Annotated in this window: 21 protein-coding genes; 8 read left to right on the top strand and 13 right to left on the bottom strand. The window is 72.2% G+C overall.

Annotated elements, in window-relative coordinates; translation table 11 throughout:
- Window positions 1-19 precede the first annotated feature (19 nt).
- The 6 genes from AB0C73_RS03490 to mce form a co-directional block, all read right to left on the bottom strand.
- Window positions 20-1,138: an ATP-binding cassette domain-containing protein gene (locus AB0C73_RS03490; RefSeq protein ID WP_362524038.1), complete on the bottom strand. Its 1,119-nt coding sequence runs from the start codon at window positions 1,136-1,138 to the stop codon at window positions 20-22.
- 209 nt (window positions 1,139-1,347) lie between these two features.
- Window positions 1,348-2,127 (bottom strand): ABC transporter permease, encoded by a 780-nt coding sequence (locus tag AB0C73_RS03485; protein ID WP_362524036.1) that lies wholly within the window; start codon window positions 2,125-2,127, stop codon window positions 1,348-1,350.
- Between the two features lie 3 nt (window positions 2,128-2,130).
- A complete protein-coding gene (locus tag AB0C73_RS03480; RefSeq protein ID WP_362524034.1) occupies window positions 2,131-3,144 on the bottom strand; it encodes an ATP-binding cassette domain-containing protein in 1,014 nt (337 codons plus the stop codon).
- A 140-nt stretch (window positions 3,145-3,284) separates the two neighbouring features.
- Entirely contained in the window at window positions 3,285-4,220 is a 936-nt protein-coding gene (locus AB0C73_RS03475) for a cellulose-binding protein (RefSeq protein WP_362524032.1), read from the bottom strand.
- A gap of 114 nt (window positions 4,221-4,334) precedes the next feature.
- Window positions 4,335-9,014 carry a polarized growth protein Scy gene (scy, locus tag AB0C73_RS03470; protein WP_362524030.1) on the bottom strand — a complete coding sequence of 1,560 codons (4,680 nt, stop codon included), beginning with the start codon at window positions 9,012-9,014 and terminating at the stop codon, window positions 4,335-4,337.
- A 202-nt stretch (window positions 9,015-9,216) separates the two neighbouring features.
- Entirely contained in the window at window positions 9,217-9,669 is a 453-nt protein-coding gene (gene mce, locus AB0C73_RS03465) for a methylmalonyl-CoA epimerase (RefSeq protein WP_362524028.1), read from the bottom strand.
- Window positions 9,670-9,806: 137 nt separating this feature from the next.
- On the opposite strand from mce, the gene AB0C73_RS03460 reads away from it, so the two are divergent.
- Window positions 9,807-11,009 (top strand): acetyl-CoA C-acetyltransferase, encoded by a 1,203-nt coding sequence (locus AB0C73_RS03460; protein ID WP_362524026.1) that lies wholly within the window; start codon window positions 9,807-9,809, stop codon window positions 11,007-11,009.
- 85 nt (window positions 11,010-11,094) lie between these two features.
- A complete protein-coding gene (gene meaB / locus AB0C73_RS03455) occupies window positions 11,095-12,051 on the top strand; it encodes a methylmalonyl Co-A mutase-associated GTPase MeaB (protein WP_362524024.1) in 957 nt (318 codons plus the stop codon).
- 138 nt (window positions 12,052-12,189) lie between these two features.
- On the opposite strand, the gene AB0C73_RS03450 is transcribed toward meaB, so the two are convergent.
- From AB0C73_RS03450 to AB0C73_RS03435, 4 genes are all read right to left on the bottom strand, one after another.
- Window positions 12,190-12,666 (bottom strand): MarR family transcriptional regulator, encoded by a 477-nt coding sequence (locus tag AB0C73_RS03450; protein ID WP_362524022.1) that lies wholly within the window; start codon window positions 12,664-12,666, stop codon window positions 12,190-12,192.
- A gap of 93 nt (window positions 12,667-12,759) precedes the next feature.
- Window positions 12,760-13,560: an AIM24 family protein gene (locus tag AB0C73_RS03445; RefSeq protein ID WP_362524020.1), complete on the bottom strand. Its 801-nt coding sequence runs from the start codon at window positions 13,558-13,560 to the stop codon at window positions 12,760-12,762.
- Complete coding sequence (locus AB0C73_RS03440; protein ID WP_362524018.1) at window positions 13,557-14,207, bottom strand: AIM24 family protein; 651 nt, start codon at window positions 14,205-14,207, stop codon at window positions 13,557-13,559. Before AB0C73_RS03440 ends, AB0C73_RS03445 begins: the two co-directional genes overlap by 4 nt.
- A complete protein-coding gene (locus AB0C73_RS03435; RefSeq protein WP_362524016.1) occupies window positions 14,207-14,845 on the bottom strand; it encodes an AIM24 family protein in 639 nt (212 codons plus the stop codon). The genes AB0C73_RS03440 and AB0C73_RS03435 overlap by 1 nt, the downstream gene beginning before the upstream one ends.
- A gap of 116 nt (window positions 14,846-14,961) precedes the next feature.
- Here AB0C73_RS03435 and AB0C73_RS03430 point away from each other — a divergent pair, with 116 nt between their 5' ends.
- On the top strand, window positions 14,962-15,306 hold the full coding sequence (locus AB0C73_RS03430) for a DUF3817 domain-containing protein (protein ID WP_362524015.1): 345 nt from the start codon (window positions 14,962-14,964) through the stop codon (window positions 15,304-15,306).
- Window positions 15,303-15,596: an MTH1187 family thiamine-binding protein gene (locus AB0C73_RS03425; protein ID WP_362524013.1), complete on the top strand. Its 294-nt coding sequence runs from the start codon at window positions 15,303-15,305 to the stop codon at window positions 15,594-15,596. Before AB0C73_RS03430 ends, AB0C73_RS03425 begins: the two co-directional genes overlap by 4 nt.
- Before the next feature lie 75 nt (window positions 15,597-15,671).
- On the opposite strand, the gene AB0C73_RS03420 is transcribed toward AB0C73_RS03425, so the two are convergent.
- The gene (locus AB0C73_RS03420; protein ID WP_362524011.1) at window positions 15,672-16,250 is read right to left on the bottom strand and encodes a TetR/AcrR family transcriptional regulator; all 579 of its coding nucleotides are present in this window, start codon (window positions 16,248-16,250) and stop codon (window positions 15,672-15,674) included.
- A gap of 96 nt (window positions 16,251-16,346) precedes the next feature.
- On the opposite strand from AB0C73_RS03420, the gene AB0C73_RS03415 reads away from it, so the two are divergent.
- Window positions 16,347-16,793, top strand: coding sequence for a DUF1772 domain-containing protein (locus tag AB0C73_RS03415; RefSeq protein WP_362524009.1), 447 nt, complete (start codon window positions 16,347-16,349; stop codon window positions 16,791-16,793).
- Between the two features lie 10 nt (window positions 16,794-16,803).
- Here AB0C73_RS03415 and AB0C73_RS03410 read toward each other — a convergent pair whose 3' ends face one another.
- Window positions 16,804-17,244, bottom strand: a complete 441-nt coding sequence (locus tag AB0C73_RS03410; RefSeq protein WP_362524007.1) for a hypothetical protein — start codon at window positions 17,242-17,244, stop codon at window positions 16,804-16,806.
- Between the two features lie 62 nt (window positions 17,245-17,306).
- Here AB0C73_RS03410 and AB0C73_RS03405 point away from each other — a divergent pair, with 62 nt between their 5' ends.
- Complete coding sequence (locus tag AB0C73_RS03405) at window positions 17,307-17,825, top strand: MarR family winged helix-turn-helix transcriptional regulator (protein ID WP_362524005.1); 519 nt, start codon at window positions 17,307-17,309, stop codon at window positions 17,823-17,825.
- A gap of 46 nt (window positions 17,826-17,871) precedes the next feature.
- Here AB0C73_RS03405 and AB0C73_RS03400 read toward each other — a convergent pair whose 3' ends face one another.
- Window positions 17,872-18,870, bottom strand: coding sequence for a DUF5937 family protein (locus AB0C73_RS03400; RefSeq protein ID WP_362524003.1), 999 nt, complete (start codon window positions 18,868-18,870; stop codon window positions 17,872-17,874).
- A 90-nt stretch (window positions 18,871-18,960) separates the two neighbouring features.
- Between AB0C73_RS03400 and AB0C73_RS03395 the strand changes: the two genes are divergently transcribed.
- Both AB0C73_RS03395 and AB0C73_RS03390 read left to right on the top strand, forming a co-directional pair.
- Window positions 18,961-20,475 carry an MFS transporter gene (locus tag AB0C73_RS03395; protein ID WP_362524001.1) on the top strand — a complete coding sequence of 505 codons (1,515 nt, stop codon included), beginning with the start codon at window positions 18,961-18,963 and terminating at the stop codon, window positions 20,473-20,475.
- A gap of 9 nt (window positions 20,476-20,484) precedes the next feature.
- Window positions 20,485-20,994, top strand: coding sequence for a MarR family transcriptional regulator (locus AB0C73_RS03390; protein WP_362523999.1), 510 nt, complete (start codon window positions 20,485-20,487; stop codon window positions 20,992-20,994).
- Window positions 20,995-21,006: the final 12 nt, after the last annotated feature.

Raw genomic sequence — 21,006 nt, 5'->3', positions numbered from 1 at the left:
TTCATCGGCGTCGGGGTGCTCATCGGGCGTCCTCCGGGTTCTGGCCCGGCTGCTGCGGCTGGGGGTCCTGAGGGGGCTGCGGGGTGGCGTACGGGTTCTGTCCGGGCGGCGGCGGGGCGTACCAGCCCTGCTGCGGCACGTCGGGGATCTCGTACCCCTGCGGCCCGCCGTGCGGCAGCTGGTGCGGCGGCACCGGCGCCTGGAGGTGGGCGAGCCGGTCGTCGGTGGAGCGGTAGTCGACGGCGCCCTGCGTCATGCGCATGTACGCCTCCTCCAGGGACGCCTGGTGCGGGGAGAGCTCCCACAGGCGTACGTCCGCCTCGTGCGCCAGGTCGCTGATCCGGGGCAGCGCCAGGCCGGTCACGCGCAGGGCGCCGTCCGGCTCCGGCATCACCCGGCCGCCGGCCTCGGTGAGCACGGTGGACAGCTTTTCGCGCTGCTGCGGCTCGGTCTGCGGGGTGCGCACCCGGGCGAAGTCGGCCGAGTTCGCCGAGATGAAGTCCGTGACGCTCATGTCGGCGAGGAGCTGGCCGCGGCCGATCACGATCAGGTGGTCGGCGGTCAGCGCCATCTCGCTCATGAGGTGGCTGGAGACGAAGACGGTGCGGCCCTCGGCGGCCAGCTTCTTCATCAGGTTGCGCACCCAGAGGATGCCCTCGGGGTCCAGACCGTTGACCGGCTCGTCGAAGAGCAGCACCTGCGGGTCGCCGAGCAGCGCCGCCGCGATGCCGAGCCGCTGCCCCATGCCGAGCGAGAAGCCCTTGGAGCGGCGCCGGGCCACGTCCTGGAGGCCGACCACGCCGAGCACCTCGTCGACCCGCTGGGCCGGGATGCCGGCCAGCTGCGCGAGCGAGAGCAGGTGGTTGCGGGCGCTGCGGCCGCCGTGCACGGCCTTCGCGTCAAGCAGCGCGCCGACCTGCCGGGGCGCGTTCGGCAGCTGCCGGAACGGGTGCCCGCCGATCGTCACATGGCCGGAGGTCGGCATGTCCAGACCGAGGATCATGCGCATGGTGGTCGACTTGCCCGAGCCGTTGGGACCGAGGAAGCCGGTGACATGTCCCGGTCTCACCTGGAAGGAAAGGTTGTACACGGCCGTCTTCGCGCCGTAGCGCTTGGTCAGGCCGACTGCCTCGATCATTCTCCAGCCCCATCGACAGGTCAGGTCGTGTCCGCGACGGGGCGCAGGCCCCGTACGAGCGAAGAGCTTATCCAGCCCTTGACGGTTCCGGCGAAGCGGAATCGTGACCTGGGGGAAGAGTCAGGGACGAGTCAGGGACGGGCCGGGGACGACTCCGGGTCGGCTCGGGGTCGGTACCGGGGTCGGTTCAGGGAAATCCCAGGGACCCGTCAGGCGTCCCGCTTCTTCAGCACCAGATAGCCGCCCAGAAGCGCCGCCACGACCCACAGCACCATGATCCCGAGCCCGCCCCACGGCCCGTACGGCGCCTTCTCCGAGCCCATCGCCTCCGGCACCACCTGCATGATCTTGGAGCCGGCCTGGTCGGGGAAGTAGCGCGCGACCTCCTTGGCCTTCGGCACCGCCGACAGGATCTGCGAGATCAGGAAGAAGAACGGCACCAGGATGCCGAGCGACAGCATCGAGGAGCGCAGCATCGTCGCCACACCCATCGAGAAGAGGGCGATCAGCGCCATGTAGAGGCCGGCGCCGACCACCGCCCGCAGCACGTTGTCCGCGCCGAGCGTGGTGCGGTGCTCGCCGAGCAGCGCCTGCCCGAGGGAGAAGGACAGGAAGCTCGTCACCAGACCGACCACGAGCGCGAGGCCGCCGGCCACCGCGATCTTCGAGAAGATGAAGGTGGCCCGCTGCGGGACGGCGGCGAGCGAGGTGCGGATCATGCCCGAGGAGTACTCGGTGCCGACCACGAGAACGCCGAACACCACCATCGCCAGCTGTCCGAGCACCATCCCGGAGAAGCTGACGAAGGTCGGGTCGAAGGTGGCCTGCTCCAGTTCCGACAGGTCGTGGAAGGTCGACTTCAGCAGCGCGGACAGGGCGGCGCTCATCGCGACCGTCACCACCAGCGCGCTCGCCAGCGTCCACACCGTCGAAGCGACCGTCCGGATCTTGGTCCACTCCGACTGGAGGACCGCGGAAACCGCTGCCATCGATCAGGCTCCCTTGTAGGTCTCGCCCCAGCGCGGCCCGGGCGCGTCCGGGCCACCGCGCACGTCCGTCCCGCGCACGTCCGTCCCGCGCACGTCCGTCCCGTGGACGTCCGTCCCGTGCGCGTGGTACTCCACCGCGCTCGCCGTCATCTGCATGAACGCCTCTTCGAGCGAGGCCCGCTGGGAGCTCAGCTCGTGCAGCACGATCTGGTTCGCGGCCGCCAGCTCGCCCAGCTTCTCCGTGGTGGCGCCGTCCACCTCCAGGATCCCGCCGCCGACCTCGACGGCGACGAAACCGTTGGCGTGCAGCAGGTCCCGCAGCCGCTCCTGCTGCGGGGAGCGCAGCCGTACGTAACTCCGGGAATTCTGCTGGATGAAATCGGCCATCGACGTGTCGGCGAGCAGCTTTCCCTGTCCGATCACGATCAGGTGATCGGCCGTCAGTGCCATTTCACTCATCAGATGACTGGAAACGAAGATCGTCCGGCCCTCCGCGGCGAGCGCCTTCATCAGATTGCGGATCCAGTGAATTCCCTCGGGGTCCAGACCATTGACGGGTTCGTCGAACATCAGGATCTCGGGATCGCCGAGCAGCGCGGAGGCGATTCCGAGGCGCTGCCCCATGCCGAGCGAGAAGCCCTTCGACTTCTTCTTCGCCACCGCCGTCAGACCCACCAGATCGAGCACCTCGCCGACCCGCCGCCGCGGGATGCGGTTCGACTGGGCCAGGCACAGCAGGTTGTTGTACGCCGAGCGGCCGCCGTGCATCGCCTTGGCGTCGAGCAGCGCCCCGATGTACTTCAGCGGCTCCTGGAGTTCGCGGTAGTGCTTGCCGTCGATCCGCACCGACCCGCTCGTCGGGTTGTCCAGATCGAGCATCATCCGCATCGTGGTCGACTTGCCCGCCCCGTTCGGGCCGAGGAAGCCGGTGATCATCCCGGGCCGCACGGTGAAGGTGAGCTGGTCGACCGCCGTCTTCGATCCGAACCGCTTGGTGAGGCCCTCGAGCTCGATCATGCGTACCAACCTACGGGTACGGAAAACCCTCCGCCACCGGAATGACGGAGGGTCTTTTCAGCCGTTGTGCCTGCCGTTGTGCCCGATGCGGCGACCACGGGGGAAGGCCGCGCCTGCGGGCCCTGCCGGGCCTGCGGGACTTACCGGGACTGCTGCGCCGGGACGCCCGCGGTGCGCTCGTCGTCGATCGGGGAGCCGGCCGCCGCCACCGCGGCACCGGTCAGCGTGGCCAGCATCTCGCGGACGTTGGTCAGCTGCGCGTTGATCGAGTCGCGGCGGTTCGTCAGCGCCGCCAGCTCGCGCTCCGATTCCGAGCGGATGCGGTCGGCCTTGGCATTGGCGTCGGCCACGATGTCCTCGGCCTGGCGCTGCGCGGTCTCCACCGTCTGGCGGGCCCGGCGCTCGGCGTCCGTCCGCAGCTTCTCGGCCTCCAAGCGCAGCTGCTCGGCGCGGTGCTCGATCTCCGCGAGGCGCTTCTCGGCCTTCGCCTGACGCGAGGCCAGGTCGCGCTCCGACTGCTCGCGGCGCTTGGCCAGGTTGGTCTCGAAGTCCGCGGCGGCCTGGGCGGCCTTGGCGCGGGTCTCCTCGAAGAGGGCGTCCGCCTCCTCGCGCTTCGACTGCGCGTCCTTCTGCGCCTCGGCACGCAGCGAGTTGGCCTCGCCCTGGGCCTTCTCGACGATCCGGACGCCCTCGTCCTCGGCCTTCGCCTTGCGCTCGGCCGCGAACGACTCGGCGTCGTTGCGGACCTGCTGGGCGGCGGACTCGGCGAGCTCACGGTGCTGCTCGGCGGCGCGGCGGGCCTCCTCGCGCAGGTCCTTCGCCTCCTCCTCGGCGAGCCGGAGGATCTTCTCGACGCGGGCGCCGAGACCGGCGTACGACGGCTCGGCGTCGGTGACCTGGGCCTGGGCGTTCTGCGTCTCGAGGTGCAGCTCCTCGATGCGCTTTTCCAGAGAGGTGATCCGTGCCAGAGCACTGTCACGGTCGGCGACGAGCTTGGTAATGCGGTCGTCCACCTGACCGCGGTCGTAACCACGCCGCACGAGCTCGAAGCCGAAGGGGGAGGATGTGTCGCTCATGGGGTTCCTGTCGAATGAGACCGGTGAGGTGTTAGAGGGAATCCTAGGGCTCGAAGCGGCGTGTCATCGAGCGTATGCCCGTTTGCTCTGGAGAATGTCCAGCCTTTTGAGTGGCTAGCCGTCGGAGGACTTGCCCCCCGATCGAGTGGACCCCGCCGACGCGCCCGCCTTGGCCCCGTCCCGACCGCCGTCGGACTTACCGCCCGATGACGGAGTCTCGAAAGATTCCAACGCCTCCAGGACGTCCTGGACACGGGAGATCTCGGCATTGATGTTCTCGCGCCGGCGCACCAGGACATCGAGCTCGCGCTTGCCGTCCGAGACGGTCTTCTCGGCCTCGCGCTCGGCCTCGGCCCTGATCCGCTCCGCCTCCGCGACCAGCGAGGCCTTCTTCTGCTCGGCCTCCTTGAGCAGGGACTCCGCCTTCTTCACGGCGGCGATACGGACCTTGCTCGCCTCCGAAGTCGCCTCCGAGACCAGCCGCTTCGCCTTCTCGTCGGCCTCCGCGCGCTGTTCCTCGGCGGCCTTCACCAGCTTGTCGACGCGCTCGCCGGCGGTCTTCATCTGCTCGGTGGTCTCGCGCCGCGCCCGCTCGTGCAGCTCCTCGATCTCGCCCTCGATCCGGCCGCGCAGCTCCTCCGCCCGCTCCCTTATGGCGGTCGCGTCGCTGCGCGCGCCGACCAGGAGCTCGTCCGCGTCCGTGCGGGCCTTCTCCACCAGCGAGTTGCCCTCGATGGTCGCCTCGGCGACGATCCGCTCGGCCTCCTTGCGGGCCGCGCCGACCATGGTGTCCGCCTGCTCCTCGGCCTCGGTGGTGGCGCGCAGCGCCTCCTCCTGGGCCTTGGCGACGAGCTGGTCGGCCTGCTCGGCGGCGTCCGCGCGCTTCTTCGCGCCCGCCTCGCGGGCCTCGTCGAGCGTACGGTCCGCCTCGGCACGCGCCTCGGAACGCATCTCCTCGGCCGCCGCCTCGGCGTCCGCCTGCACCCGTACCGCCTCCGCGGCGATCCGCTCGGCCTCCGCCGTCGCCTCGCCGACCAGGGTGTCCGCCTGCTCGGCCGCTTCCGCGCGCCGCTGGTCGGCGGCCTCGCGCGCCTCGTCGAGGACGCGCGCCGCCTCCTCGCCGATCCGCTCCGCCTCCGTACGGGCCTCGCCGATGAGCGTGTCCGCCTGCGCGGCGGCGTCCGCCCTGCGCTTGTCCGCGGCCTTGCGGGCCTCGTCCAGGATCCGGTCGGCGTCCGCGAGCGCGGCACTGCGCAGCGCCTGCGCGTGCGCCTCGCCGTCCACCTTGACCTGCTCGGACTCGGTACGGATCCGCTCCGCTTCCTGCTCGGCCGACTCGAGCAGCTCCGCCGCCTCGGTGGCGATCCGCTCGGCCTCCGCGCTCGCTTCGCCGATGAGGGTGTCGGCCTGTTCGGCGGCGTCGGTGCGGCGCTTGTCGGCGGCCTTGCGGGCTTCGTCGAGGACCTGTTCGCCGTCGGCGCGGGCGGCTGCCCGCAGGGCCTCGGCCTCGGCCTCGCCCTCGGCCTTGACCTGCTCGGCCTCCGCGAGCAGCTGCTCCGCCTCGGTGGCCATCCGGTCCGCTTCCGCACTGGCTTCGCCGATGAGGGTGTCGGCCTGTTCGGCGGCGTCGGTGCGGCGCTTGTCGGCGGCCTTGCGGGCTTCGTCGAGGACCTGTTCGCCGTCGGCGCGGGCGGCTGCCCGCAGGGCCTCGGCCTCGGCTACGCCGTCGGCCTTGACCTGCTCGGCCTCCGCCAGGAGCTGCTCCGCCTCCGCGGCGATCCGCTCGGCCTCCGCGCTCGCCTCGCCGATGAGGGCGTCGGCCTGCTCGGCGGCGTCCGAACGGCGCTTGTCCGCGGCCTCGCGTGCCTCGTCGAGGACACGCGCCGCCTCCTCGCCGATCCGCTCGGCCTCGTCGCGGGCCTCGCCCACGACCGTCTCCGCCTGCGCGGCCGCCTCGGACCGGATCCGGTTGGCGTCCTCGCGGGCGTCCGCCCGGGTGCGGGCCGCGTCCTGGTCGGCCGAGGCCAGCGCGTCGGTGACCTCGGTCCGTACCCGCTGCGCGTACTCGGCGGTGTCCGCGCGGAGCTTGTCCGTCTCGGTGACGGTGTCCGCGCGGAGCTTGTCCGTCTCGGCGGCGGTGTCGGCGCGGAGCCTGTCCGTCTCGGTGACGGCGTCCGTACGGAGCCTCTCCGCCTCGGCGAGGGCGTCCGCGACGGTCCGCTCGGCCAGCGACTTCGCCGCCTCCGTCTCCTCCTGGGCGCGCTCGCGGACCCGGTTGGCGTCCTCGGTGGCCCGCTCCCGCTCCTCGTACGCGTCGGCGCGGACCCGGTCCGCCTCCTCCTGCGCCTCGGTACGGGTGCGCTCGGCCGCGTGCTCGGCGGCGCTGCGCAGCCCGGTGATCTCCTCCTCGGCCGTCTCGCGCAGGCCCGAGACCGAGTCCCGTACCTCCTGCGCGGTGGTCTCGGCGGCCGACACCATCTCGGTCGCGCGGGTGTCCGCCTCCGACACCAGGCGCTGCGCCTCGGTCTGCGCCTCCTCGACCCGCTTACGGGCCGAGGCGAGCAGCTCCTCGCTCTGCTCGCGGGCGAGCTCGCGCTCCCGGCCGGCCTCGCCGCGCGCCGACTCCAGCGTCTCCTCGGCCTCCCGGCGCCGCCGGTTGGCCTCCTCCTGGGCGGCGCCGAGCGCCTCCGCGGCCTCGGCCGCTACCCGCTCGGCGGCGGCCGCGGCCTCCGCGCGCACCCGGTCCGCGGTCTCCTGGGCCTCCGACTTCAGCCGCTCGGCCTCGGCGTCGGCCTCCGCGCGCAGGGCGCCGGCCGCGGCCTCCGCCTCGCCGCGGGTGGCCGACGCGTCGGCGGCGGCCTCGGCGCGCAGCCGCTCGGCCTCCGTGCCGGCCTGCTCCTGGAGGGTACGGATCCGCTCCGCGGCCTCGGCGCGCAGCCGCTCGCTCTCCTCGCCGGCCTCGCGCCGCAGCCGCGCGCCCTCGGCGCGCGCGTCGGTCAGCTCCTGGCCGGCCGAGGCCAGCCTGGTCTCGGCCTCGGTGTGCAGCCGGGTCAGCTCGTCGGCCGCCTCCGCCCGCCGCGCCGCGGCCGCCCGGGCCGCCTCCTCGCGCGTCTCGGCCGCCTCCCGGTCGGCCGTCGCCTTCACCGCGTCGGCCTGCTCCTCGGCCTCGGCGCGCAGCCGCTCGGCCTCGGCCCGGGTGCGCTCCAGGGTCTCCTCGGCCTGGGTGCGCAGGGTCTGCGCCCGCTCCATGGCCTCGGCGCGCACCCGCTCGCTCTCGGCGCTCGCGCTGCCGCGCAGTTCGTCGGCGTCCGTACGGGCCTTGGTGAGCAGCCCCTCGGCGGTCTTCGCCGCCTCCTCGATCTGGCCCACGGCCTCGCGCCGGGCCTCGCCGCGGATCCGCTCGCCCTCGGCGATCGCCTCGGCGCGCAGCTGCTCGGCCTCGCCGCGCAGCCGGCGGGCCTCCTCCTGCAGCTCGACCGTCTTGGCGCGGTACTCCTTGGTGTCGTCCTTCGCCGAGCCGAGCAGCTCGTCGGCCTGCTCCTCGGCCTGCGAACGCAGCCGGTCGGCCTCGGTCTCGGCCTCGCGGCGGATCCGCTCGGCCTCCTCGGCGGCCTTGCGGGTGGTCTCCTGGGCGTCCGCGGACGCCTTGGTGAGGATCTCCTCGGCGCTGCGGGCGGCCTTGGCGAGCGCGGCGGCGGAGTCCTCGGCGGCGAGCGTACGGGCCTTCTCGGACGCCTCCGAGACCAGCTTCTCGGAGGCGGCGGTGGCCTCGCGCAGCTGCTCCTCGGCCTGCTGCTTGAGGGCCTCGGCCTCCTTGGTGGCCTCGCCGACCAGACGCGCGATCTCGGCCTTGGCGGTACGGGTGCGCTGCTCGTTGACGGACTCGGCGCCCGCGAGCTGCTTGGCCGCGGCGTCCTTGGCCTCGGCGAGGGTGCGCTCGGCCTCCACCCGGGCCTCGCGCAGCTTCAGCTCGGCCTCCTGGACGCGCACTTCGGCGGTACGGGAGAGCTCGGCGGCCTCGCGGCGGGCCTGGTCGGTCTCGGCGGTGGTGCTCGAACGCAGCCGCTCGGCGTGGCTGGTGGCCTCCTCGGCCTGGCTGGAGGCGGCGGTGAGCAGCCGCTCTGCGTCCTTGCGGGCGCGCAGCAGAATCGCTTCGGCCTCGGCCCGTGCGGTCTCCGCCTCGGTGCCGGAGCGGCGGCGGGTCTCCTCGGCGATCCGGGTGGCCTCGGCGCGGGCCGCGGCGAGCGCCTGCTCGGCCTCGGCGCGGGACTCCTCCAGGAGGCGGCGGGCCTGGGACTCGGTGCGGGCGCGCAGCTGCTCGGCCCATGCCACGTTCTCGTTGACGTGCGACTCGACGGTCTGCCGGCGCTCGCTCAGCTCCTGGTCGAGCTGCTGGCGGCGCTGCACGGCCTCGGTGTGCAGTTCGGCCTGGAGCCGGGCCTGCTGCTCGGCGTGCTCCTGGAGGATGCGCTGCGTCTGGGCGCGGGCCTCGCGCAGCTCGCGCTCGGCGTCCTGGCGCAGCTGTTCGGCCTGCATCTGCGCGTTGCGCAGCAGTTGTTCGGCCTGGTAGCCGATGTCCGCGCTGTCGTACGCGGGCCGGGACGCGATGGTGCGGCGCGCCTCGTGGAGCTTGGCGCGCAACACCTCGACCTGGTACCCGAGGTCCTCGGCGTGCTGGACGGCCTTCTCTCGCTCCTTCTTCAGCCGCTCCATCTCGGCTTCGAACCGCGAAAGATGGTCGTCTTCAGCTCGGTGGCTCTCCTGGCGTTCGTAGCCCCGCACTGCGCGGTCCATCCTTCCCCGAGCCTTGCGAGCAGGGAGACCCCAGCCCTGCCCGCGACATTCCGACGAGCACCGTTCACCGGACAGAACGGTTCCCCCGGGGAATCGTGACAGATCGGACGACCCCGACATCCCGACTACGGCACCGCACGCCGGCGGTCCCGACCGGCCCCGGCCCGGAGTGGCCCACTCTACCGGGCCGGGAATCCGGAGGTCAGTGCTCCGCTGAGGAGTGGTCAGCGGACGGCTCTGCCGAAGTGACCAGTTCCGTCAGGACGCCGTGGCAGTCCTTGGGGTGGAGGAAGGTGATGCGCGAGCCCATGGAGCCGATCCGCGGCTGGTCGTAGAGCACTCGGACGCCCTTGTTCCGGATGGCCTCGGAGTCCCCGTCGACATCGGCGGTGCCGAAGGCGATGTGGTGCACACCCTCGCCGTTCTTCGCCAGCCACTTGCCCACCGCGGAGTCCTCGCGGGTGGGCTCAAGGAGCTGGAGGTAGGAGGCCCCGCCGTCCGAGGTCTCGTTGATCTTGAGCATGGCCTCGCGGACGCCCTGCTCCTCGTTGACCTCCTCGTGGAAGACCTGGAAGCCGTAGGTCGCCCGGTAGAACTCCACCGTCTTGTCGAGGTCGAAGCAGGCGATCCCGATGTGGTCGATACGCGTCAGCATGCCTCCAGTGCAGCGCCGACCCGATGGTTACGCAACGTGCGCGCCGTCACACCGGCAGGCCGGTGACCCGGCGCGCCACGGCTCAGTACATTGAACGTAAACCCTCGTTCACTCCTCATCCCAAGGGGCTGCGCCTCATGTCTGGAACGACCGGTACCACCTCTGTGATCGTCGCGGGCGCCCGCACGCCCATGGGCCGTCTGCTCGGCTCCCTCAAGTCCTTCTCGGGCGCCGACCTCGGCGGCTTCGCCATCAAGGCCGCCCTGGACCGGGCCGGCATCGGCGGCGACCAGGTGCAGTACGTGATCATGGGCCAGGTGCTCCAGGCGGGCGCCGGGCAGATCCCCGCCCGCCAGGCCGCCGTCAAGGGCGGCATCCCGATGAACGTCCCCGCGCTCACCGTGAACAAGGTGTGTCTGTCGGGCATGGACGCCATCGCGCTGGCCGACCAGCTGATCCGCGCCGGCGAGTTCGACATCATCGTGGCAGGCGGCCAGGAGTCGATGACGAACGCCCCGCACGCGCTGCAGAAGTCCCGCGAGGGCTTCAAGTACGGCGCGATCGAGATGCTCGACACGATGGCGCACGACGGTCTCACCGACCCGTTCGACGGCATCGCGATGGGCGAGTCCACCGAGAAGCACAACGCCCGCCTCGGCATCCCGCGCGACGTCCAGGACGAGATCGCCGCGCTCTCGCACCAGCGCGCCGCCGCCGCCCAGAAGAACGGCATCTTCGAGGCCGAGATCACCCCGGTCGAGATCCCGCAGCGCAAGGGCGAGCCGGTCGTCTTCTCGCAGGACGAGGGCATCCGCGGCGAGACCACCGTCGAGTCCCTGGGCAAGCTGCGCCCGGCCTTCGCCAAGGACGGCACCATCACCGCCGGCACCGCCTCGCAGATCTCCGACGGCGCCGCCGCCGTGGTCGTGATGAGCAAGGCCAAGGCGCAGGAGCTCGGCCTGGAGTGGATCGCCGAGATCGGCGCCCACGGCAACGTGGCCGGCCCGGACAACTCGCTCCAGTCGCAGCCGTCCAACGCGATCCTTCACGCCCTCAAGAAGGAGGGCCTGGAGGTCTCCGACCTCGACCTGATCGAGATCAACGAGGCCTTCGCCGCCGTCGCTCACCAGTCGATGAAGGACCTGGGCGTCACCTCCGAAAAGGTGAACGTCAACGGCGGCGCCATCGCGCTCGGCCACCCGCTCGGCATGTCCGGCGCCCGTGTGGTGCTGCACCTGGCCCTGGAGCTGAAGCGGCGCGGCGGCGGCGTGGGCGCGGCGGCCCTGTGCGGCGGCGGCGGCCAGGGCGACGCCCTGATCGTCAAGGTCCCGGGCAAGTAACCTCCCGGACCGGGAGTCACAAGCCCGGTCACAAGCCACCCAGGCATCCAGCCACCCAGGCACGTACGCAAGGAGCAGCTGCACGATGGTGGACGTCCCCACACTGGTCGACCAGGCACGGGAGGGCCGGCCGCGGGCCGTGGCCCGGCTGATCTCGCTCGTGGAGGGGGCGTCCCCGCAGCTGCGCGAGGTGATGGCGGCGCTGGCCCCGCTGACCGGCAACGCCTATGTGGTGGGCCTGACCGGTTCGCCCGGTGTCGGCAAGTCGACCTCGACCTCGGCGCTCGTCGCCGCGTACCGCCGGGCGGGCAAGCGGGTCGGCGTGCTCGCCGTCGACCCGTCCTCGCCGTTCAGCGGCGGGGCACTGCTCGGCGACCGGGTGCGGATGTCGGAGCACGCCTCCGACCCGGGCGTCTACATCCGCTCCATGGCCACCCGCGGGCACCTCGGCGGTCTCGCCTGGTCCGCCCCGCAGGCCATCCGCGTCCTGGACGCGGCCGGCTGCGACGTGATCCTGGTGGAGACCGTGGGCGTCGGCCAGTCCGAGGTGGAGATCGCCTCCCAGGCCGACACCTCGGTCGTGCTGCTCGCGCCGGGCATGGGCGACGGCATCCAGGCCGCGAAGGCGGGCATCCTGGAGATCGGCGACGTGTACGTGGTCAACAAGGCCGACCGGGACGGCGCCGACGCCACCGCGCGGGAGCTCAACCACATGCTGGGCCTCGGCGAGGCGCGGGCGCCGGGCGACTGGCGGCCGCCGATCGTGAAGACGGTCGCGGCCCGAGGCGAGGGCGTGGACGAGGTCGTGGAGGCCCTGGAGAAGCACCGCGCCTGGATGGAGGAGCACGGCGTCCTGGCGGAGCGGCGCAGGGCCCGGGCGGCCCGCGAGGTCGAGACGATCGCCGTCACGGCCCTGCGGGAGCGGATCGGCGACCTGAGCGGCGACCGCCGGCTCGACGCGCTCGCCGAGCGCATCACGGCCGGCGAGCTCGACCCGTACGCGGCCTCCGACGAGCTGATCGCGAGCCTGACGGGCCAGTGAGCGGCGGTACGTACGGGGAAGGGCCCGGCACCTGGAGACAGGTGCCGGGCCCTTCCCCGTACGAGCGTGACGCGTCGCCGTACGAAGCCGCGGGGCCACTTCCGCCGGGGCCTTCCACCGAGGCCTTCCGCCGGGGCCTTACGGCTTGCCGCGGCGCCCGCGCAGCTGCTCCGCGACCGGCTTCAGCGAATCGTGGAGGTCGCCGAGCGCCTCCGGGCCGATCTGGTCGATGAAGTGCCTGCGCACCGACTCGACATGGTGCGGGGCGACCTTGTGCATGGTCGCCATGCCCTCGTCGGTCAGCACCGCGTAGAGCCCTCGCCGGTCGGACTCGCAGTTCTCGCGGCGCACGAGCCCGGCGTTCTCCATCCGGGTGATCTGGTGGGAGAGCCGGCTCTTGGACTGGAGGGTGGCGGTGGCCAGGTCGCTCATGCGCAGCCGCCGCTCCGCCGACTCCGAGAGGTTCACGAGGATCTCGTAGTCGTTCATGGTCAGCCCGAAGGGCTGGAGGTCCTTCTCCAGCTGATACGTCAGCATTCTGTTGACGTCCAGATAGGTGCGCCAGGCGCACTGCTCGGCGTCGGTGAGCCAGGGGGTGGCCGTCTCGGTCTCCATATATGGATTCTACCTAAAGAAGTTGAATACTTGACGAGTTCTGGAAGTGTGCGCGGGAGTGTGTTCGACACGTCACTCTCCGCAGACTACCGCTCACAGACCGAAGCGACGCTGCAGGTCCCCGAGCTGTCCGGGAAGACGCGGTACCTGACCGAGCGCCCCCTGGCCGGATCCATGCGCTCCCGGAACCCCCGGTCCGGCGCCCGGCACACCCGGCTGCGCCGCCCCCGGCTGGCCGATCGCCCGCTCCGCCATCAGCAGCTCCGTGGACTGCAGCAGCACCGTACCCGCGCCGACGAACTCGAACTGGTGCTCCTCGCCCGAGGTGCCCCCGATCCCGGTCAGGGCCCGTACCCCGCCCATCACCCCGGTCATGTAGCCGTGGTCGTAGTGATGACAGGGCGAGGGACAGTCGGCCCAGCCCACCAGCGCCTGCGGATCCACCCGCAGCGGCGGCTCCATGAACACCACGGGACCGTTCGAGGCCGCCACGAACTTCCCCGTACCGATCAGCGTCAGGAAGCCCGGCACGATCGACTGCTTCAGCGCGAGCGACGGCTGGTACGCGAGCAGATTTCCCGAACGGATGGTCAGGTTGCCCTCGTCCAGGTCGTACGAGTTCACGTCGAAGGCCCGGTCCGCGAGCAGCATCTTGCCGCTGCCCTCCGCCACCACCCAGTCGCTCGCGTGCAGCGGCGAGTGGAAGGAGGTCCGCACCAGCCGGTCCAGCCGGCCGTGCCCGATCCCGTTGAAGTCGATCCGCCCGTAATAGGCGATCATCTTGCCCTTCTGCAGGAACCACTGGGAGCCCTTGAGCTCCACACAGAAGGTGTACGGATTGACGTTGTCGTCCGACGGCAGGGACATGGGGTCGTAGACCACAGGGGTGCTCACAGCTTCTCCTCCGACGCCTGGACGTACACCGCGCCACTGCCGCTCAGCTCCAGCTGGAACGCCTCGCCCGAGCCCCGGCCCACCATGTCCCGCCAGCCGAGCGCGGCCGACAGCTGGTTGCGCACGTCACCGTGGTGCGCCACGTACGCCTGCGGGTCGACGTGCACCGGACGGCCCGGCGAGATCGGCAGCTCGATCACGCCGCCGTGCGCCATCACGGCCACCGAGCCGTGCCCCTTGAGTGTGGTCGTGAACAGGCCCTGCCCGGTCACCTGACCGCGCACCATGCCCATCACCCCGCCCTGCGAGCCCATGAACATCGTGCCCTGCTCCAGGGTGCCGTCGAAGGCGAGCAGCCGGTCGGCCTCCACGTAGAGCGTGTCGCCGGTCAGCGCGATCACCTGGATGTGGTGCCCGCCGTGCCCGAACATGACCGTGCCGTTGCCCTCCACGGTCATCAGCGGCGTCGCCTCGCCCGCCACCCGGCGCCCGATCATCGACATCAGACCGCCCTGGCCGCCGGTGATGTTCGGCGTGAAAGTGACGTCACCGCGGTACGCCAGCATCGCGCCACGCTGGCTGAAGAGCCGCTGCCCGGGGATGACCGTGGCCTCGATCATCTTCGAGTTGATCTCACGGAACGGCATCAGACGTCGCCCCCGATCGTGTTCCGCTCGGACGGCTGCACGTACACGAGTCCGTCACCTTCGAAGCGGATCTGGAACGCCTCGCCGCCGCCCTCGCCCAGGAAGGTGCGGAAGGTCACACCGGACTGGAAGCTCTGCTGGAGGTTGCCCTGATGGGCGATGTACGCGCCCGGGTCGACCGACAGCGGGTACTGCGGGCTCACCCGGAGCACCACCGCCGGCCCGTCGGACATGATCGCCGCCTGGCCGGTGCCCTCGACGGTCGTGGTGAACAGGCCGTTGCCCGTCGCGCCGCCGCGCAGCCCCGTGAACGTGGTGCCGGTGCGCAGCCCCGCGTCGGTGCAGAGCAGATTGCTCGCCTCGACCCACAGCTTGTCGCCGTGCAGCTGCACGAGGTTGATCTCGGAGGCGCGGTCGGCGAACCAGCAGGTCCCCTGTCCGCGGACCTCCATCACCGTCATCTGCTCACCCGTCAGCCGGCGGGTGACCATGCCGCGCAGGCCCTCACCGCCGCCGGTCATCTTCTTGAAGGCCATCTGCCCGTCGTACGCGACCATGGAGCCGTTCTTCGCCTTCACGGCGTCGCCCGTCATGGTCACGGCGAGCACTTTGCTGCCCTGGAGTCGAAAGGTTGCCACGGAGGGAAGGTACTGGCCCCCCGGACAAAGGGCTAGCAAAGTCCCCAGGCACAATGGGACGGCCCTTGTGCATCCGTTCACAAGATCGACCGACCGACCGAAGGTGACCTCCTGCCGTGGACATCAAGACCGCATCTTCCCTGCACCGACTCCGGCTCGTCTCCGCGCCGGAGGCCGTCTCGTTCCTGCTCCTCCTGGTCTGCTCGGTGCTGAAGCGGACGACGGACTTCGACGCGGTGCCGGTCATGGGCATGATCCACGGCGTTCTCTTCATCCTGTACGTGCTCTTCTGGCTCGACGCCTGGAACCGCACCAAGTGGTCCTTCGGCACGGCGGCCCTCTACTTCGTCCTCTCCGTCCTCCCCTTCGGCGGCTTCGTCGCCGAGCGCCGGCTGAAGCGCGAGGCGGAGGCGGCGGTCATCGCCTCGCGTGCGCGCCGAGAGGGCGTGGTCAACGCATGATCGTCGCGTTCTCGGTGACGCCGCTCGGCGTGGGGGAGGACGTCGGCGAGTACGTCGCCGACGCGGTGCGGGTCGTGCGCGAGTCGGGCCTGCCGAACCGTACCGACGCCATGTTCACCTCGATCGAAGGTGACTGGGACGAGGTGATGGACGTCGTGAAGCGGGCCGTCGCCGCGGTGGAGGCGCGCGCCCCGCGCGTGTCGGTCGTCCTGAAGGCGGACATCCGCCCCGGGGTGACGGACGGTCTGACGAAGAAGGTCGAGACGGTGGAGCGGTACCTGGGCGCCTGACGCCCCCTTTCGGCTGTACGGGTACGAGGGCGGCCCCCGGCGACGATCGTCGGGGGCCGCCCTTCGTCGTGCGCGTCAGACGACGGCGAGCCGGTCCACCAGGAGCCGCACCCTGAGTTCGGTGTACTCCGGCGGGAGGCGTCGTGCGCGGGTCAGGGTGACGAGGCCGTGCAGGGCGGCCCAGAAGGTCTCGGTGAAGACTCCCGGGTGGACGCCGTCCCCGGTGACGTCGCCGAGGGTCTCCAGGAGAGCGGCGAAGGCGTCCTTCAGCGGCTCGGGGGTGTCCTCCTGCGCGTACGGCAGGCCGCCGTCGAGCTGGAACAGGGCGTCGTAGACCGCCGGGTTGCGCTCCGCGAAGTCGAGGTAGGCGTGGGCGAGGGCGGTGACCCGGGTGCGCGGGTCGTCGACGGCGGAGGTCGCGGCCCGCAACGCGACGGCCAGCTCGGCGGCACCCTGGAGGGCGACGGCGCCGATGATCTCGCGCTTGCCGCGGAAGTGGCTGTAGAGGACGGGCTGGCTGTATTCGATCCGCTCGGCGAGCCGGCGGGTGGTGACCGCGTCCCAGCCCTGCTGCTCGGCGAGTTCGCGGGCCGTGGCCACGATGAGGCGCTCGCGGTCCGCCCGTTCGCGCTGCTTGCGTTCCTGTACCGACATGACTCGATGCTAGCACCGCTAGACAATCGAGCGGCAGCAGTACTAGCGTTGCCTCATCGGCTAGCAGTGCTAGCGCCAATCCCTGGAGGGGTCGTCATGCTCAACGCACTCGAGGTGTTCACCACCGTGGTCGTCGGCCTGATGGTGGGGGTGGAATTCTCCGTCGCCTTCGTCATGAACCGGATCTTCAGCGCGCTCCCCGAGGACAGCGACCAGCTCGCCCGGAGTCACGGGGGCCGGATGCTCGGCGCCCTGATGCCCTTCTGGTACATCGGCTCGCTCGTCCTCGCCGCCGTCTGGGCCGTCGCCGGATGGGACCGCCCCGGCACCGGCCTCGTCGTGACCGCCGCCGGACTGCTGATCCTGAGCGTGGTCATGTCGCTCCTGCTGCTCGTCCCGATCAACAACCGGGGCAAGACGTGGACTCCCGAGAACCGGCCCGCCGACTGGAAGGAGCAGATGAACCGCTGGGACCGCTACCACTACGTCCGCGTCGCCGTCATCGTCGCCGCCTTCACCCTGCTTGTCGCCGCCCTCGTCTGAACCCGCGCGTTCAGACGGTTTCGGCGGCCACCGTGTCCAGGTGCTCCCCGACCCTCCGCAGCAGGGTCATCAGCGTGCCGAACTCCTCGGGGGACAGGCACGCGGTGACCTGGGCGCGGAGGGTCCCGACCTGGGTCGAGACGCGGCCGTGGGCCGCGCGGCCCTCCGCGGTGAGGGTCACCGTGCCGTCGGGGGTGAGTGAGGCCCAGCCGCGCGCGGTCAGGGCGTCGACCCGGGGCCGTACGGTCGGATCGGCGGGGGAGAGGAAGGGGGCGAGGGCCGTGTCGAGGTCGGGGAGCGGGACCGGGCCGTGCGAGACGGTGTTCAGGACCTGCCAGTCGCGGCGGGTCAGGCCCTCCGCGGCGAACAGGCGGGCCATGGCGCTGTCGATCGCGCCGTCGATGTGCTTGAGCCAGTAGCCGAGCGGGCGCTGGGTGCGGACGTCTTCCACGGTGTGAGCACCTCGATCTCATGAGGTCCATGTAGTTTGACAACAGTTGTAATCTAGCATGCATGACCGACAGCGAACAGGATGCGCTCACCGCCGTCGAGCGCGCCATGGTGGCCGTCCGCCGCAGCCAGACCCGCCGTTCCCTCGGCCGCCTCGCCCCGCCCGACGGCGAGGACCGGCCCGTCGACCCCACCCTCTTCGGCGTCCTCGACGCCGTCGAGGAGCGTGACGGGGCCTGCTCGGTCATGGACGTCGCCGCCGCGCTCGGCGTGGACCAGCCCCGGGCCAGCCGGCTGGTGCTCCGCGCCGCCGATGAGGGCTGGCTGACCCGTGCCCCCGACCCCACCGACGCCCGCCGCACGCTGCTCGCCCTCACGTCCGAGGGCCGGGACCGGCTCGACCGCACCCACCGTCTCCGCGAGCAGGTCTTCGCCCGCGCGATGGCGGACTGGCCGGCCGCCGACCGGGTGGAGTTCGCCCGGCTGCTCACCGCTTTCGTCGAGGGCTTCGGACGGGAGGTCGGTTCGGCTCCCCGGCCCGCCGCCCGTGACTCGTCGCGCGTGGAGGAGCGCGGTATCTGAGAACCCCTCACTCGGACGATCTCCCGTCCTGTCGGCAGGCTCGACGTCAGTCTGTCTCCGGCTGCGGCACCGCGAGCGCGATCCCCAGCGGCGTCCGCTCGTAGAGCACCTGGTGCCCGTACCGGCGTGAGGTGAGCAGCCCGGCCGCCCGCAGCACCGAGAGATGCGCCGATACGGAGGAGGGCGCGAGCCCCAGGCGGTGCGCGAGCGCCGAGGTGCCGGCCGGCTCGTCGAGCGCGCACAGCACGTCCGCCCGCGCCCGGCCGAGCAGCCGGGCCAGGGCGTCCGGGGTGCGCTCGCGGGCCTCGGTCCACAGCCCGCCGATCCCGCGCGCCGGATACACGACGGTCGGCTGCCACGGAGGGTCGAACCCGCTCACCACGTCCGGCCAGACGAACGCCGACGGCAGCAGGACCAGACCCTGGCCGTCCAGGGCGCGGACATGCTCCCCGCGGTACTCCACGGTGAGCGTCGCGGTCTCCTCCGACCAGGCGAACGCCGGGTGCAGCTCGCCGAGCAGCCGCTCCAGGCCGCCGTCGGCGAGCCGCCGCGAGTGGTACGCCACATCCGCTTCGAGCAGCGCCCGCAGCCGCGGCCACTCGGGCGCCACCAGTGCCTCCCAGGCCTGTTCGACCAGGTCGGCGAGCCAGCGCACGGCACCGGCCGGATCGGTCAGCATCCGCCGCCCGGCCGGCGTGTCCGCCGCGCCCGGCGTCTCGGCGAGCGCCCGCGCGAAGTCGTCCGCGGCGACCGCCGGATCGGTCTCGCGCACGGCCGCGATCTCCTCCTCGAACGTGGCGGCGGGCCCGATCGGCGGGGGATAGAGGAAGTCCGGGTTGTGCCCCCGCTCCGGCATCAGCAGGTGCAGCGGCGCGAGGTCCACCCCGCGCGCGGCCTCGGCGATCCGCCGCAGCCACGGCAGGTGGTAGCCCTGCTGCCGAGGCCGGGTGAGCACCCGCACCGCGCCCTGGGTCTCCCACAGCGGCGAGATCGCGAACCGGATGCGCAGCGGATCGGCCTCGCCGAAGTGCAGGTGGTAGGGCACTCGGCCTCCCGTTGCGTCGGCGTACGGCGGACATTCGGCTGGAGCCGAAAGTCTAGGGCCGTGGCACTCGCGGGCCGCACCCTGCGATGCATGCCCACGAACGACACCCGGCCGCGCGCCACCGCGCCCGCCCCTGCGCCTGCGAACCCTGCGCCCGCCCCGGCCGCGGGGCCTGCGCCTGCGGGGCCTGCGAGTGCCCCGACCCCGGCCCCTGCCCCGACCCCTGCCCCCGGCGCGGCGTCGGCCCCTGGTCTGGCCTCCGGCGCGGTCCCTGGCCCGACCCCGAGCCCTACCCCGGCCCCTGGCGCGGGGCACGCGTCCGTCGGCGTGCGGGCGGCGGACGGCGGGCGGGCCGGGCAGGAGGGCGGCGCGCGCGAGGCGGCGTCCTCGCCCGGCTACCGGGCCGTCTTCGGCGTGCGGGAGTTCCGGTTCGTGTTCGCCGCGCACCTGTTCTCGCTGCTCGGCATCGTCGTCAGCGAGCTGGCGCTCACCGTGCTCGTCTACGACCTGACCCGCTCCCCGCTCCTCTCCTCCCTCACCTTCGCCCTCGGCTTCCTGCCCTACCTCCTCGGCGGCACCCTCCTCGCCGGGGCCGCCGACCGGGTCCCGCCGCGCCGGATCCTCGTCCTCTGCGACCTCGTCTGCGCGGGCTGCGTCGCGCTCATGGTCGCGCCCGCCACCCCCGTCGCCGGGCTGCTCGCGCTCCGCTGCGCCATCGCCGTCGTCTCGCCCGTGTTCCAGGGCGCCCGGATGGCCACTCTCGCCGACATCCTCGGCGAGGGCGATCTGTTCGTCCTGGGCCGGTCGCTCCTGCGGATCCTCTCGCAGAGCGCCCTGCTCACCGGCTTCGCCGTCGGCGGCGTGCTGCTCACCGTCGTCCCGCCACGCGGCGCCCTCGTCATCACCACCGCCACCTTCCTCGCCTCCGCCCTGCTGCTCCGCTTCGGCACCGCCCGCCGCCCCGCCCGCGCCGCCGCCGCCGACGGCGAACGCGAAGGGTTCGGCGCCACCTGGACCGTCCTCCGCGACCGCCGCATCCGCGCCCTCATGCTCATGTTCTGGGTGCCGCCGCTGTTCGCCGTCGTGCCCGAGGCCCTCGCCGCGCCCTACGCCGACGAGATCGGCGTCTCCACCGCCGCCCTCGGCCTGCTCATGTGCGCGATGCCGGTCGGCACCGTCACCGGCGAGCTGCTCGCCGGCTCCGCCCTGAGCGCCGCCGTCCGCGCGCGGATCGTGCTCCCGCTCGTCGTGACCGGCCTGCTGCCGTTCCTGCTGTACGCGCTCACGCCCGGCGTCGCCCTCGCCGCGCTCGCGCTCTTCGCGGCCGGCGCGACCGGTGCGTACACCCTCGGGCTCGACGCCTGGTTCGTCGCCGCCGTGCCGGACGAGCGACGGGGACGGGCGATGACGCTGATGACCGCGGGCATGATGACCGCGCAGGGCGTGGGCATGGCGGGCGCGGGCGTCGCCGCCGAGTTCGCCCCGGTGCACTCGGTCGTCGCCGGGGCGGGTGCCCTGGGGACCGTCCTCCTCGTGCTGCTGGTCCTGGAGGTCCGTGCGACCGAAAGGCGAGACGCGGCTGACCGCCATATGACCAGTGGGTAAGGTCGACGCGTGCCGAAGCCGCTCAGTCTCCCGTTCGACCCCATCGCCCGTGCCGACGAACTCTGGCAGAAGCGCTGGGGCCCGGTGCCCTCGATGGCCGCGATCACCTCGATCATGCGCGCCCACCAGATCCTCCTCGGCGAGGTGGACGCCGTGGTCAAGCCGTACGGGCTGACCTTCGCCCGTTACGAGGCGCTGGTCCTGCTCACCTTCTCCAAGGCCGGCGAGCTGCCGATGTCGAAGATCGGCGAGCGGCTCATGGTCCACCCCACGTCCGTGACGAACACGGTGGACCGCCTGGTGAAGTCCGGCCTGGTGGCCAAGCGGCCCAACCCGAACGACGGGCGCGGCACGCTCGCCTCGATCACCGAGAAGGGCCGCGAGGTGGTCGAGGCCGCCACCCGGGACCTGATGGAGATGGACTTCGGGCTCGGCGCGTACGACGCCGAGGAGTGCGGCGAGATCTTCGCGATGCTGCGGCCGCTGCGGGTCGCGGCGCACGACTTCGACGAGTCCTGACTCGGCCCCCGA

This window comes from Streptomyces sp. NPDC048623 (assembly GCF_040650755.1).
GTDB lineage: Bacteria > Actinomycetota > Actinomycetes > Streptomycetales > Streptomycetaceae > Streptomyces.
This window is presented reverse-complemented; position numbering and strand designations above follow the sequence as displayed.

What these genes read in the sequence shown, in the direction of transcription:
- AB0C73_RS03440 (WP_362524018.1), bottom strand. Translation starts at nt 14,207, where the DNA reads ATGCCGTTCCGTGAGATCAACTCGAAGATGATCGAGGCCACGGTCATC.
- AB0C73_RS03405 (WP_362524005.1), top strand. Translation starts at nt 17,307, where the DNA reads ATGACCGACAGCGAACAGGATGCGCTCACCGCCGTCGAGCGCGCCATG.
- AB0C73_RS03415 (WP_362524009.1), top strand. Translation starts at nt 16,347, where the DNA reads ATGCTCAACGCACTCGAGGTGTTCACCACCGTGGTCGTCGGCCTGATG.
- scy (WP_362524030.1), bottom strand. Translation starts at nt 9,014, where the DNA reads ATGGACCGCGCAGTGCGGGGCTACGAACGCCAGGAGAGCCACCGAGCT.
- AB0C73_RS03460 (WP_362524026.1), top strand. Translation starts at nt 9,807, where the DNA reads ATGTCTGGAACGACCGGTACCACCTCTGTGATCGTCGCGGGCGCCCGC.
- AB0C73_RS03425 (WP_362524013.1), top strand. Translation starts at nt 15,303, where the DNA reads ATGATCGTCGCGTTCTCGGTGACGCCGCTCGGCGTGGGGGAGGACGTC.
- AB0C73_RS03480 (WP_362524034.1), bottom strand. Translation starts at nt 3,144, where the DNA reads ATGATCGAGCTCGAGGGCCTCACCAAGCGGTTCGGATCGAAGACGGCG.
- meaB (WP_362524024.1), top strand. Translation starts at nt 11,095, where the DNA reads ATGGTGGACGTCCCCACACTGGTCGACCAGGCACGGGAGGGCCGGCCG.
- AB0C73_RS03450 (WP_362524022.1), bottom strand. Translation starts at nt 12,666, where the DNA reads ATGGAGACCGAGACGGCCACCCCCTGGCTCACCGACGCCGAGCAGTGC.
- AB0C73_RS03395 (WP_362524001.1), top strand. Translation starts at nt 18,961, where the DNA reads ATGCCCACGAACGACACCCGGCCGCGCGCCACCGCGCCCGCCCCTGCG.
- mce (WP_362524028.1), bottom strand. Translation starts at nt 9,669, where the DNA reads ATGCTGACGCGTATCGACCACATCGGGATCGCCTGCTTCGACCTCGAC.
- AB0C73_RS03420 (WP_362524011.1), bottom strand. Translation starts at nt 16,250, where the DNA reads ATGTCGGTACAGGAACGCAAGCAGCGCGAACGGGCGGACCGCGAGCGC.
- AB0C73_RS03485 (WP_362524036.1), bottom strand. Translation starts at nt 2,127, where the DNA reads ATGGCAGCGGTTTCCGCGGTCCTCCAGTCGGAGTGGACCAAGATCCGG.
- AB0C73_RS03475 (WP_362524032.1), bottom strand. Translation starts at nt 4,220, where the DNA reads ATGAGCGACACATCCTCCCCCTTCGGCTTCGAGCTCGTGCGGCGTGGT.
- AB0C73_RS03490 (WP_362524038.1), bottom strand. Translation starts at nt 1,138, where the DNA reads ATGATCGAGGCAGTCGGCCTGACCAAGCGCTACGGCGCGAAGACGGCC.